Annotated in this window: 9 protein-coding genes, 1 pseudogene and 1 riboswitch; of the genes and pseudogenes, 1 reads left to right on the forward strand and 9 read right to left on the reverse strand. The window is 43.1% G+C overall.

The annotated features are described in order from the left end of the window. Positions 1-131: 131 nt before the first annotated feature. Positions 132-1949, reverse strand: a complete 1818-nt coding sequence (locus PCH02S_RS16565) for a cache domain-containing sensor histidine kinase (RefSeq protein ID WP_127454912.1) — start codon at positions 1947-1949, stop codon at positions 132-134. Positions 1950-2102: 153 nt separating this feature from the next. Further along, a riboswitch (Fluoride riboswitch) is annotated at positions 2103-2163 on the forward strand. Positions 2164-2258: 95 nt separating this feature from the next. Between PCH02S_RS16565 and PCH02S_RS16570 the strand changes: the two genes are divergently transcribed. Continuing rightward, the gene (locus tag PCH02S_RS16570; protein WP_127455007.1) at positions 2259-3539 is read left to right on the forward strand and encodes a voltage-gated chloride channel family protein; all 1281 of its coding nucleotides are present in this window, start codon (positions 2259-2261) and stop codon (positions 3537-3539) included. Positions 3540-3541: 2 nt separating this feature from the next. Here the strand turns inward: PCH02S_RS16570 and PCH02S_RS16575 are convergent, their stop codons facing one another. The 8 genes and pseudogenes from PCH02S_RS16575 to PCH02S_RS16610 all read right to left on the reverse strand — a co-directional run bounded on the left by PCH02S_RS16575 (position 3542) and on the right by PCH02S_RS16610 (position 13522). Continuing rightward, positions 3542-4654: a GerAB/ArcD/ProY family transporter gene (locus tag PCH02S_RS16575; RefSeq protein WP_164819590.1), complete on the reverse strand. Its 1113-nt coding sequence runs from the start codon at positions 4652-4654 to the stop codon at positions 3542-3544. 32 nt (positions 4655-4686) lie between these two features. Continuing rightward, complete coding sequence (locus PCH02S_RS16580; protein WP_127454916.1) at positions 4687-4887, reverse strand: hypothetical protein; 201 nt, start codon at positions 4885-4887, stop codon at positions 4687-4689. 13 nt (positions 4888-4900) lie between these two features. Continuing rightward, positions 4901-6094: a Ger(x)C family spore germination protein gene (locus PCH02S_RS16585; RefSeq protein WP_127454918.1), complete on the reverse strand. Its 1194-nt coding sequence runs from the start codon at positions 6092-6094 to the stop codon at positions 4901-4903. Then, entirely contained in the window at positions 6081-7556 is a 1476-nt protein-coding gene (locus PCH02S_RS16590) for a spore germination protein (protein WP_246069121.1), read from the reverse strand. Before PCH02S_RS16590 ends, PCH02S_RS16585 begins: the two co-directional genes overlap by 14 nt. Before the next feature lie 331 nt (positions 7557-7887). Further along, positions 7888-8166: pseudogene (locus tag PCH02S_RS16595) on the reverse strand (carbohydrate ABC transporter permease); the annotation flags it as partial. Continuing rightward, a complete protein-coding gene (locus PCH02S_RS16600) occupies positions 8126-10609 on the reverse strand; it encodes a sugar-binding protein (RefSeq protein ID WP_307719937.1) in 2484 nt (827 codons plus the stop codon). The pseudogene PCH02S_RS16595 and the gene PCH02S_RS16600, both read right to left, overlap by 41 nt. A gap of 247 nt (positions 10610-10856) precedes the next feature. Then, positions 10857-11618 carry a GTP cyclohydrolase II gene (locus tag PCH02S_RS16605; protein WP_127454924.1) on the reverse strand — a complete coding sequence of 254 codons (762 nt, stop codon included), beginning with the start codon at positions 11616-11618 and terminating at the stop codon, positions 10857-10859. A gap of 272 nt (positions 11619-11890) precedes the next feature. Further along, complete coding sequence (locus tag PCH02S_RS16610) at positions 11891-13522, reverse strand: extracellular solute-binding protein (RefSeq protein WP_127454926.1); 1632 nt, start codon at positions 13520-13522, stop codon at positions 11891-11893. Between the last annotated feature and the right edge of the window lie 64 nt (positions 13523-13586).

Consider the following 13586-nt stretch of genomic DNA (forward strand, 5'->3'; position numbering starts at 1 on the left):
TACCGCAGATCCTACTCTAAAAATCGTAAAATGGTGGACTTTTGCAATGAAAACAGTTTCATGTCCACTTCTTTATTGCAAAAACCTCTAGCAGGATCGCAAACCGAGCGACCGCGCTAGAGGCAAAATTGTTATGGCATAGGTAAAATAATCGTCACTTTCGTACCTGTCAACACTTGCGATTCAATGGTTACGCCATACGGCTCCCCATATATCAGTTTAACCCGTTTATTCACATTTTCTATTCCAATAGATTTGCTATTTCCCGTAGTATCCGTATCCGAAATGGCTAAAATGCGAGACAACACCGACTCCTCCATCCCCTTGCCATTGTCTTCAATGGTGAAAACCCTCAATTTACCCGCAATTTGACCCGAAACACGAATACAGCCGCCTTCCTCGCAATCCTCCAATCCATGAATAATGGCATTTTCAATGAAAGGCTGCAAGAAAAATTTAGGCACTGTGTAACGATAAAGCGCTGGGTCAATATCATACTGAATTTGAAATTTGTCTTCAAACCGCTGCTTCATGATATAATCATAACTTTTTAGATAACTCACATCTTCACCAAGAGTAACTTCGCCGGACTTCTTGGCGGTGTATTCCAGCATTTCTGACAGATCCACGAGCATATTACTGATAACCGCTTGCTTGTTCTCAATGGCTAAATAATTAATGATGTTCAACGTATTGTATAGAAAATGCGGATTAAATTGAAAATTTAACGCTTTGAGCTCCGCCTCGATTTCTTTCAGACTTGTCTCATAATTTTCTTTTATCAGAGTCTGAATTTTATCGTTCATGTGATTAAATTTATGAATAATGAGATTTACTTCACTAGTCCCGTGCGTTTCAATTCTCGCGTTAAAATTCCCCTCCCCGATCTGTTTAATCCCCCACAGCAATTTTTTGAGAGGCATTGTAATCCGGTTTGAGAAGAAAGATGCCAGAAAGATGGACAGAATCAGAATCAACACAGTGGAATAGAAGGTGTAACTGAACATATTAGGCACCGTTTTCAGCAAATTGTCATACGGAATGAATACCGCCGAAATCCAGCCTGTAGTGGCAATCTGATCGAAGCAGACGACCATTTTTTCACCGTTAATCCGAACATAACGTGTGCCACTTTCAGAGTCCAACAAACTGCGCGTCCATTCTTGATTTAACAGCTTGTCACCGGAATGGTCGGAAGTCGAAATGACTTTCATATCCTTCGTAAATACATAATAATACGAGTCCTTTACAACCAAGCTTTCCTTGAATGCTCTACTAATCATTGATTCTTGAAAATTAACGAGGAGAATTGGGCGCTCAGCACCTTTATCCATGCCTTTCAGCAGGTTATTCGTGACACGGGATAAGTTAATAAATCGCGCAGCCGTAAAAACATTCTGATCTTTCCTACTTGCTGCCGGGGTAGAGGCGAAGTACTTTTCAAGCAAATTGTAGGTTGGAATCCAGATTGTTTTATCTATAGCCTTCAGACCGGTTTGGTAAATGTCAGAGGAGGAGAAATCTTTCTTTGGAATCCAGAAATTAGGGTTTCCGCCAAACATGTAATCCTTCGTCGCCAAATTGACGGAAAAGAAATCCTCCGATGAAGGGAAATATTTTTGTAAAATTCTAGTGATTTTCCGATCAGTTTCATAATCTAACTGTCTGGCTTGCAAGTCAGTCGTATTAAAAAGCTCGAACAACTCTTCATCCAGATGCATGTTGATTGCACTTTGCTCGACGGTGGCAAATTTGGCATCTAAGGACTTATTACTCGTTTTCACTAATCCAAGATAGGTGCCGCTGGCATTCTGAAGAATCACTTGAGAGCTCTTAATGTAATAGCCTATTCCCAGCACTGTCATTGATACAACGATGAGCACGATATAGGATATTGTTAACCTCACCCTTAAACTTAACTTATTGTACTTTTCAATAAGTCCATACATCCTCTGACCTCCAGCTTCGCACTTGCATGTTCTTACATGGACTATAATGAATAAATAGTTGTTCTGCAAGTGGTTACACCATGCCCCGTTAGCTTAAAACAACAACACCTTGATATAAATACCGGATATGCGTATACTAATAAAAGCACTAATAATTTTATAGGCGATGGAGTTCGCCATTAACCGCCTTTGCGCTAATAACTCCTACCAGTTTATTTGGCATGAAACTGGTAGGAGTTTTTTGTTTATACCTGCACGATAAAGGAGAGACAGCAGTTGAAACGTTATTTCCAAGGTCATACATTAAGGATGAAGGGCTATGCAGAAAGGTGGATTCATTTTGGCATCCTTGCTTCCATGCTCAAGTGGATTGTCATTGGTGGACTTGTCGGTATCTTTACAGGTTCTGCGTCTGCCCTTTTCTTGGCGAGTTTGGATTGGGCAACGAATACACGGACGAACCATTCGTGGTTGTTATGGCTTTTGCCTATCGGTGGAGCTGTGGTCAGTTACCTATACGTTAAATTTGGCAAAGATTCGTCTAAAGGCAATAACCTCATCTTAGAGCAAATACACGAAGGCAATGGGAAGATTCCTTTCCGAATGGCGCCGCTCGTTCTATTTGGAACCCTCGTCACCCATTTGTTCGGAGGTTCGGCAGGCCGGGAGGGAACAGCGGTGCAAATGGGGGGAAGTATATCCGAATGGATTAGTAAAGTCCTCAAACTCCATCCACTCGACCGTAAAATCATTTTAATGTGTGGAATAAGCAGCGGCTTCGGCTCTGTTTTCGGTACCCCCCTAGCCGGCACCGTATTCGGCCTTGAAGTTCTTGTTATCGGCCTTGTCCGGTACGAGGCGCTGATTCCTTGTTTTATTGCAAGCTTCGTAGGGGATAAAGTTACTACATCTTGGGGAATCCATCATCTTCATTATTCCATGGGTGCAGTACCGGATTTTAGTACACTTCTCTTGTTGAAAATCGTGATGGCTTCCGTCTTGTTTGGATTGGCAGGCTTATTCTTCAGTGAACTAACCCATCGTCTAAAGGCACTGTTTACGAAAATTTTCAAGAATCCCGTCATCAAGAGCTTTTGCGGAGGATTTATCATTATCGGAATGGTCTACCTTTTTGGTACTAGAGATTATCTTGGCTTAGGGATTCCGCTGATCCAGCAGTCATTCAGTGAAAGTGTAGCCCCTCTTACGTTCTTGCTTAAAACCATCTTCACCTCGGTTACTTTAGGCGCAGGTTTTCAAGGCGGAGAGGTCACCCCATTATTTGCAATTGGCTCGACTCTGGGAAGCGCGTTAGCTCAATATTTACATCTATCTGCTCCGTTCCTGGCGGCAATTGGATTTATCTCTGTTTTCAGCGGCGCAACCAACACGCCTATTGCTTGTTTTCTTATGGGCATCGAACTCTTCGGGGCGGAAGGTGCTGTGTACATGTTCATCGGCTGCATCATTAGCTTCTTGTTTTCAGGTCACACCGGCATTTATACAGCTCAAAGGATCGGTATTTCAAAAAGCAGGAGTGTCATGATAGAAGAGAATGCAACTCTTGGCTCTGTTTTCAACAAAAAGTAACGCTATTCTTCCATTACATTTTGGCTCGTCCGCGAACGTTGTACGTACTTTTTCATGATGGAAATTCCCCAATAAACGAGCGGGGAACATTCAACAAAATAAGCAAAGTTCGCCCAGGAATGCAAAATGAAATCATTAAGCTCGATTAAGTTTTTTACGGAATGCATCGCCATGCCCACCGCTATCGCGCCAAACGAGATGGATAACGGCCGTGAGTCTTTGAGCTTCAACAGTTGGGAGGAGATGAAAACCGCCATGTACAGTAGAATACTGATTTTTATAAATAGTCCTGCAATCCAAATGGCAACGACAATGGGGTCCAAATTTTCCAGGAAATCTCCAATCCGGATAAATCGCAGCATTTCTAAAATAGGATAGGTGAAATGAGCCATTAACGGTGCATCAAATAACAAAATACATAATAAAAAGTAGACTTCAAAAAATAGGGTACTTATTAACGAGGACCATAATAATGTCCGAACCGTTTTCTCTGCCTTCGCAAGAAAGGGAAAGATGAAAATCACTAAAAACATTTCGCCAAACCAAGGTACGAATGGGTAACTCGTTTGAATCATATCTCTCCAACTAAGGCTTGTTATTAAGGCAATGGTCCGCTCATAGTTTAATTCTTTTCCTACTAATAGAGGGATAATCGAAGCTGTGGAAAATATAACAAAAAAGAACCCCGCGGCACATCGAAATATGGCTTCGATCCCTGATCTCACAGCTATGGAGATGACGAGTCCAAATGAGCTTGCGATCACCCAACTTGGGGTAGAAGGCAAATAGATCTGGACCAAGAAGTCCGTGGCTTGTCGAAGGACAATACCTGCGAGGTGAATAAAGAAAAAACAATAAATGACCATCATGATGAGATTAAGCCATTTGCCAAGAACTTCTTTCCCATAATGAATGATAAACTCATTTGGGCGCTTCTTGGTATACCAAACCGATAAGCATGTGATAAGAAGTCCACCGGCATGAGCGATCAATACGCTTAACCACCCTTGATAACCAGCCAAACCCGTAAGAGGACCCATCAGGAACCCGGCGGCTGTTGAGAAATTAAATAAAACAAGCATTAAACCTAGCTCCACTTGACTAATCCGTTGCATGCTTGCTTTCATCCTCTCGTCAACAGCTTTATTTATTGAAAATTAAATATGTATTCAATAAATTGGTTCGTACTAGGTAAATCTTGATACATATGAATAGCCGCCTGATACAAATAAGCCGCTGCTATAAATGAGCCCGTAATCCAGTAGGTTCTCGGTTTACGCTTGTGCCGAATCAAGAAACTCAGCTCATAAGATGTTATCCCTATAAATACAATAGTTATGCCAATCACCAGGGCTCCCCTCCTATTCCTTGATGTTCCTAATGACTGCATTCTTTTCAGCACCGGTCCGTTTAACAAAAATTTGGGTAGACACATGAAACTCGCATTTCTTATAGTGTTCACGCCAATTCCCCTTCATTTGCTGCCATACTTTGGGGTATCTCCAGCCAAGAATTCTTCCAAAGTTAAAGACGTCCACCTCTTCAGATTGCGTAGTTTGCAGCGTTCGTAAAATTCTGCCCTTCAATTGTTCTGACAGCAGCTCCTCGAGAACTTTTAATTGTTCAGGATCCATGAGATCAATATTGGATTCAGACGACAGAACATCATTATCAGCTTCAATATGAATATCAAAACCAAACTGATCACCATTGATCCATGGTTTAATGGAAGAATTGGACGTTTGAATGAGAAAAGAGATCGTTTTGCCATCCGTTGGGGATTTGATTGAGTTCATTGAGCTCTTCATTTTTCCATTTAACCATAGCCCTGCCCGCATACCTATAACATCTAGCGTTCCTACCATGACACCGCTTCTGAACAGTGCTGCACCATCCGTCCCAACCCATGTGCTCATCTTGCCTTCTTCGCTGACCATTTCCGTTTGCCCTATTGTCAGAAGTCCGGTCACCATATCCCCGCCGGATGCCTCCGCTTCCAAAAAGTCTTTGATTGTCGCGCCCAATGTCACATTTCTCTGGGCATACTCACGCAACACTTCTGACGGCAGCCGCTCAAACACAGGCGTCAAGTTGCCAATATCACGGCCACTTGTTGGCGAAACAAAAAGGAAAGATTTCGTATGGAAATTCGGCTCACGAGCAGTAAACTCTAACAATTGATTGATCCCGAATTCCGCCATTTTCCGGCCAACAACAATGACGCGACAATGGCCCCAGGATATTTCCCTCGATAGATCCGATCGGATTTTACGAATCGCTACGGGGATGCTCTCGCCTCTTTTCGTCACAATGGAATAGGGGTTGCCTTTGGCCGTACCACTAAGTCCCATACCCGTAGACATTCGATTGGGCAGAGGAAATCCTAATGAAACTTCATAAACCCCCTCTTCCGGATAATCAATATACATGGCCGTAACAAAGGCATGATCATTGATTTCAATCCTGGACCAGCAGCCAGTTAGAAGCAATAAAGAGATAAACGTGACAAAATACCTTACACTTTTTAATTTCGAGCACAGTTTAATCACCATCATCTTCAGGAATTTGCGGCCTAGGTTTGTACGTTAATCTTTGATCGCCTTTTGTACCGTATAACGCCGGCCTTCTCTTCATCATCCACATGGGAACCCGAATCAGCACATCCTTCCAATCACGAAATACAATCGGTGCTGTTGGGGAGAGGTACGATGTACCAAAGGAACGAAGGGTCACCAAGTGAAGATAAATAAGGATAATGCTTAGAATGACGCCGTAAAGTCCTAGGGATGCCGCAAGAATCATCACCGGAAACCTCAATAAACGGAAAGTCAAACCCAAATCAAAATGCGGAATAATGAAAGAAGCGATACCCGTAATAGAGACTACAATGACCATTGGAGCGGAAACAATTCCTGCCTGCACAGCCGCCTGTCCAATGACTAATGCCCCGATAATGGATACCGTTTGTCCTATTGGTTTCGGAATACGCAAGCCCGCTTCCCTCAGCGCCTCAAAGGTAATTTCCATAATAATCGCTTCAATAATAGCGGGAAAAGGTACATTTTCCCTTGCTGCCGCTACAGCAATCAATAGATTTGGCGGAAGCATTTCAGGATGGAACGTTGTGACCGCAATGTATACGGAGGGAAGCAAAAAAGAAATAAGCAGAAAGAAGTACCGAATCCATCGTATCCATGTACTTGCTACAAATCTTTGATAGTAGTCCTCAGCGGATTGGAGCAGCATATACAAGGTAACAGGGATCAAAATCGGTACAGGTGTTCCATCGACAAGAATAGCAACTCTTCCTTCAAGAAGCGCCGCACACACGGTATCCGGCCTTTCTGTATACTGCACTTGAGGAAACGGCGAAAAGGGATTGTCCTCAATAAATTCCTCAATATAACTGCTTCCTAATACACCGTCTATCTCTACTCTCGATATGCGTTTCCTTACTTCCTCCACCAATTTCTGTTGGCAGATTCCTTCGATATAACATACAGTTACAAATGTGTTGGTGTACTCACCGAATTGAAACTTCTCAACCTTCAAAGCTGGATGCTTAATGATTCTGCGGATCATTGTAAGATTAACCGATAAATCCTCAACGAATGCCTGCTTCGGTCCGCGAATGACATTCTCATTTTCCGCTTGTTGAATCGCCCTTTTCTCTACGGATTTCATTGGAAATAAAACCATCAGGGGCTCATTTTCAATTAATAAAACAATCGTGCCTTCAAACAAGCTCTGTAATGCAGTACCTACTTCTTTACTGCTGTTTATGGCGGAAACCGGAATTTGTTTAAATTGAAGAATGTGCTGAACGAGTTCCTCTGTCGACACGACGCTCAATTCATATAACATCGGTGCAATAACTTGTTCCTGAAGCATTTGTTGATCGACAAGGCCCTCAATAAAAATAAATACACAAGAGATGTCACCGATCAGGCATTCATGAAAACAAATATCAGCACAATTTTTCAATTGATCTTGGAACCATTGTCGCCTTAAAGACAACTCAACCTCTACATTAGGTATAGGAGTCAAATTAGCGAGTGAAAGGGTTGGCCGTACACTTCGCTGCTTTTTTAACCAACTGGGGAAGCGCATAGATACTCCAAGTTTTTTCTTTTTAGCATGCAATATAACGGAGTTATTTATTCATAAATTTGGAAATGTCAACAAAACGAAGATCCAAAACTGATTACGAATGTAACAGGTGTTACGAATACTCCTTTCACCCCGCAACCAGGAGATACCGTGCTGCAGCGAAACTTAGTCAGACCAATCCGCATAATAAAAAAACGGCAGCTAGAGACTTGTAAAAAGTTCTAGACTGTCGATTTTTTTATTTAATCCCCGAATGCATGAAGCTTTCCACAAACTGACGCTGGAACACGAAAAAGGCCGTTAGAAGAGGCAGAATCACCAGTACCGTAGCCGCTGTTACAGTCCCCCATTGCGCGCCCGTCTCAAACGATTGGGCAAAAATCGCAATCCCTACCGTCAACGGTCTCGTTTCAATGGAATTCGTTACGATGAGCGGCCACATGAAATCATTCCAATGCGCACTGACGGAGATTAAGTCAAAGGCCAAATAAGTTGACTTGGCGGAAGGCAAATAGAGAACCTGCATTATCTGTATCCACGACAACCTTGTCGTTAATCATTTCCATTACACGATTGTTGAAAGCTTTTACCGTATAGTGGTACATTTTGCTCGGATCTATGGCTTCCGTAAAAGCACCTGTATCCATAACATTCCAGGCATTAGCCGTGGTTCTTTCAGCAAACTCTACGCCATTGGCCGCTGTAGCGTCTTTTCTGACCGCCATTTGATAATACGGATAATCATTATTTTGAATGCGATACATGATGGAATGCCATCTGGCCGTATCGTTCGCTTGCAAATGCGTGACATCGGCTTCGATTTTATAATTGCCAAATGTCCCTAGATAGTCTGGCAAAAGTACGCGCGAAGGATTGTCCGGCGATGCCGCCGCATCCATTTCAAAGCTTCCGGCTTTAACAACGGCTTTACTGGCTGTCGTCCCTTCTTTGCGAGTCCAACCTGCAGGAAGTATTCCTTCCGTTAGCTGATCAAAATTCTCTTCATAGAGGACATATTCCCTATCCGTTGTTTCTTTCGCTACGACTAGCATAGAAATGGAAACACCGTCTTTTTGGGCAGTTAAGGCGTATACACCTTTCTGAAGAACAGTCAGGCTGCCGTTATTCACCACAACGGAAGGGCTGCTGGACGTCCAGGTCAAATCATTTCCTGTCACGGTACCTGAAGTAAAATCAGTAAAATCTGCTTTAAACGTAATTGAAGTTAAATCTACCGGCTGATTCACTGTGGCCAAAAAATAATTGTCATTGTGTTTCAGGGAACTAACTTTTGCCGGCACCGTACTAGGTGTTACGGTTACTTGTTGCACGTATTCCGCATTTTCATAAATGACTCTAACTTCTGCACTCCCTGCTTTCACAGGGTAAAGCACATTGTTTGAGACTTTGATGATTGACTCATCCGAGGAGTAATATTTTAGCGGTTTATTTAAAATGGATTCCGTAATACCGTCCGAATAGTACACACTGCCGGTTACACTTATCGGTCCAGTCAAGGCTTCGATCGAGCCAGGCACAACGAGGTTAAGGCGATCTGCTGTAATTCGCGTCACCTTCAAGTTGTCGAATGACACCTTGTTTTGATCCGCTTGCAGCCCTACCTTGCCTTTCTCCATCACGACCGTTGTTGGCAGGGTGGTGTCCGTTACCATGGTATAACCTGGATCTGACTTGGCTTTCATGTATTCTTTGACATTGTTATCAAAAACGCGAACCTTCATCGAATAGTCGGCATTCAAGGTCAACGCTCTCCAAGTGCCGGAGATTGGCGTCGGTGAATACCAGTTGCCGTCCGCTTTCCGATAGGCGAATTCATAGGTGCCATTTTGACGGATGGCCATTTGATTGTAAGGCACTTTTCCCGAAGAAGGCACCCTGAACATCAATGAAGCCCATCTTGCCGAATCCAGCACAGATTCAAATCGGATATCAGCTTCTACCGTGTAATTGTCCCATTGGACTGGCGCCACAACTCGAGCTTGTTTACCCGAAGCTTTCCCATCAAAAGTGACTCTGCCATTGCCATAAGTATCCTGCACGACTGTAAACGCGGGACTTCCTGCGTTCACATCACTAATCCATCCATAAGGTAGGGTTCCTGCCGGAATCGTATCAAAATTTTCCTCAAGCAGTACCGGATTCACCGGATCTGTCACAGGATTGCTATCGATCAAGTTGATCACACCGAAGCCGGAGGTATCATTCCAGAACGAACTTGACTGATAGGCACTCCAGTAGCTGTTTCTTTGCTGTGTTGCGTCCGCCCCATAGCGATCCGTTACTCCAATTTCCAAACCCAACTTCTTGGTGAGATTAGGATCCATCTTCAACATATCCCATGGTATAGCCGTCTCCAAGGACCACCCCGTCGCCGTCTTCTGCATGGCTCTCAGAATCTTGTTTGCATCTTTACTATTTTGGCCGTTTGCTGCAGCACCGAAATGAAACTCTGGTGTCGTAGAATCCGCTTGGTACACAAATCCGAGCTGCATATCATCTGCCACGTAAGGGGAAGATTGGTGCATCGTAGGATCTAGAAAGAAATTAATATTATCCTGGTCAAACCAATTGCCTGATCCCGCCGCAGTCAGACTATCATCATCCGCTTTGACTCCTATGTATAGATACTTATTATCCCAGAGCATGCCGAATTTACTATCTTTAAACGTACCGCTGCCTGTTTGTTTGGTTAAGCTTTGGTTAATTGACCATAGTGACTCATCCAACTTCCCGTCAATAACCGGAGCATTCACCGTTTTCCTCACATTTAATGTATTTCTAACGTCATCTGCTGCGTGAGCCTGCTGCTCAGGCGAGAGACCAAGCGGTACGAAACTGGCGACTAATGCAGCTACGATAAGACGATTAATAACTCTTTTATATCGTTTCATAGAATCAATCCTCTCTTCAGATAGGTATGGCATAAATCCGTGTTCCATCTAGCATTTTCCTCTTGCCTCACTGCTCCTTTCTGTTTTTTGAGAACACAAAAAACCCTTCAAGCAAACAAATGATACAGCTAGCTTCCACTAGCCAATCCATTGCTGCCTAAAGGGTTTTCTCCTGGTCTCCTACCCCTGCCTATTCAATTCGGTTGTCCTATAAACAATACTAGCGAGTGATTGTTTATTAGGTCTTATCTATGCAATAAGAAATTGTAAAGTGTAATCCAGCTAATACTCCCAGTTAGTCATTGTTACAGCAGTCTTCACCTTCGTTTAGGTGTCCTGATCGCTCGATTTTCGTTTTCAAATACTTCTCATTATATTCAGAGACATCTCCCCAAAGCTGAACACGATCCTCTACATCCAGCCCAGCCTTCCTAAGCGCAGCCAATTTCCTCGGATTATTCGTAATCAAGGTGACGGGCTTTGTTCTAAGCGTCTGCAAAACCTTGATGGCATCACTGTAATCACGGGAGTCATCCACGAAACCAAGCTGAAGATTCGCATCTACCGTATCAAATCCATTTTCTTGAAGTATATAAGCAAGTGCTTTACTAAAGAGCCCGATGCCTCTTCCTTCATGGTTTGCCAGATAAAATAACGCTCCGTTTCCATGTTCGGCAATATGTTTCATTGACTGTTTGAGCTGGTATCCGCAGTCACATCGCTTGCTGCCAAATATATCTCCGGTATGACAGATCGAGTGAAAACGGATCAAGGCATGATCGGCATTTGAAAAATCCCCATGGACAAGTACACTCGATTGTTGAAGCTCAGCTAAATTAGCAGCAGATAATTTGGTCACTATACGCTCAAAATCGTCCGTCACCTCATTGCAGTTCAGCCAGCAATACCATTTAAACTCGACGGTTTCTCCCTGTAAATTAACGGGTAATTTTATGGGGCCAACTAGATAGATAGCTCCTTTGTTTGTTTGGATTCGTTTTATTTTCTCTTGTAAGAGCGAAATCACTTTAGGGTCAAAGTTCTTTACAGTTGGCATGTATACGTCTCCTTTATATTCCGACTCGATGATGTCGAACCACTTATACGCTACGGATAAAATGCAAGAATCTTAGAACCCTATATTTTCCATTTTCGATCTAAATTATTCGAATATCGCACTGGACAGAAGCAACTCAAAAACTCCTAACAATTTCACTGTTCCGTTGTCTTCTTCTCTTGCTTGCATAGATCCAGAAGTAAGTACAACATAATAAAAAGCCGGACTTGGGTAAATCCCTTGTCCGGCTTTTATCTCGTTTAGACTCTCACCTATTTACCATTCTGAGCCTTATAATTCTTTATAAATTCGTCTTCAACGGCCTTCCCACCCTGATCCATGTACTGTTGAACCAATGATTTGTACAAGCCATCAACTTCAGCCGGCTTAGCAACAATTAGTTTTGCAAGCATTTGTGCGGAAAGATTCTTAAGCGCTGCGTTGTTTTTGGCATCAGCCGCATTCGGGATGGAATAGAAGTAGCCGGCATAATAGTCCACCATACTTACCTTCAAAGCATTTTCTGCATCCTTTTCATAACCGGGATATCCTGAAGAAATAGCTGCATCATTCTTTTTCTGATCCCCAAGTTCAATACCATTGGATAGGATGTCATAGTCCAGGTTGTTAGCAACCGTCATCATCTTATCTCCTGTATTTGTCGTTCCTGTTTGTTTTGGAACGCCATCCACCATGTTGTAGTCTACGCCTTCCTGACCGTTTTGGAGGAAAAGGGTTACCTTAGGGTCACTCATCCAGTTGAGGTATTGAATGGCAAGGTCAACGTTTTTACTTGTTTTAGGGATGATGATATACATACCATTTGGGCTGTACCCGTTTTTAGGATGTTTGCCCGCATCATTTTGCCATGGATCGATTGGAACAAGCTGAGCACCAGGAACATTTTTAGCCAGGTTGGCATAGGTGCCGGGAGCCGTTCTGTACGGACCATCCCAGTTTGTTTGGAATGCTCCCACTTTTCCGTTGGAAATATCTGCGTCCAGCAGTTTTCCATCTTTATCCGTTGCGAAATTCGGGCTAATTAAACCGGCATTATACATTTTGTTGACATACCCAACCGCTTTATCAAATCCCGGCATGCTCCAGTTGGCCAACCAGATCGATTGCGGCTGAAGGGTAGCAAACTGTTCTTCCGTAAGATTAGATGGTTTAAAGGCTTCTGGTATGAAACTTAATCCGGGATTTAATGGCTGCAGGGAATAACCGTACGGTATGACACCGCTTACATTTCCGGGATTCTTCTCTTTGAAGGCAACCATGGTGTCATAGAATTGTTGCGGTGTAGTAGGAACAGGAAGCCCCAATTTATCAAGCCAATCTTTACGGATAAAAGTGTTTGAACTTGCAAGAACGGTCCTCTTGCCCGGTATAGAATATTGCTTGCCATTAAACTTTCCATATTTTAATACATCATCACCAAGATACTTGGTAAGTGTAGATCCATATTGCTTGAGAACTGGATCAAGTTCTGCCAAGCCACCTTGTTGTACATAATTGTAAACAACACCCTGGTTGTACGTGAACGTAATGTCAGGTGCCTGGCCGGATGCCATCAATACGTTCAATTTGTCTACTTCCTGGGCTCTAGGAACGGAAACAAATTTTACTGTGGCATTAAACTGCTTGCCGAAATTATCGTTGATATACTTCGTCCAGAAGTTATCATTCAAATCCGGCTGTCCGGGTTTACCTCTGTCGAAAACTTCAACAGTTAATGTTCGATGTTCTTTTGCAGCACCTGCTGCAGCCGTTTGTGTACCAGCGCTTGCTGTAGCAGTGGCGTTTGTGCCCGCTGGTGAACTACTCGTGCAGGCGGATAATGTAGAAGCAAGTAATAGGGCGGCCAAAGAAAAACCGATAGATCTTCCTGTCTTTACCTTCAAAGAACCCAACTCCCTTTTTTAAATTAATCGTATATAAACTCGCGAAATAGATGAAATCATCCAT

The organism is Paenibacillus chondroitinus NBRC 15376, from assembly GCF_004000765.1.
Lineage (GTDB): Bacteria > Bacillota > Bacilli > Paenibacillales > NBRC-103111 > Paenibacillus_E > Paenibacillus_E chondroitinus.

Coding starts and splice junctions, on each gene's coding strand:
- PCH02S_RS16565 (WP_127454912.1), bottom strand. CDS start 1,949: ATGTATGGACTTATTGAAAAGTACAATAAGTTAAGTTTAAGGGTGAGG.
- PCH02S_RS16570 (WP_127455007.1), top strand. CDS start 2,259: ATGAAGGGCTATGCAGAAAGGTGGATTCATTTTGGCATCCTTGCTTCC.
- PCH02S_RS16575 (WP_164819590.1), bottom strand. CDS start 4,654: ATGCAACGGATTAGTCAAGTGGAGCTAGGTTTAATGCTTGTTTTATTT.
- PCH02S_RS16585 (WP_127454918.1), bottom strand. CDS start 6,094: ATGATGGTGATTAAACTGTGCTCGAAATTAAAAAGTGTAAGGTATTTT.
- PCH02S_RS16600 (WP_307719937.1), bottom strand. CDS start 10,609: ATGGAACACGGATTTATGCCATACCTATCTGAAGAGAGGATTGATTCT.
- PCH02S_RS16605 (WP_127454924.1), bottom strand. CDS start 11,618: ATGCCAACTGTAAAGAACTTTGACCCTAAAGTGATTTCGCTCTTACAA.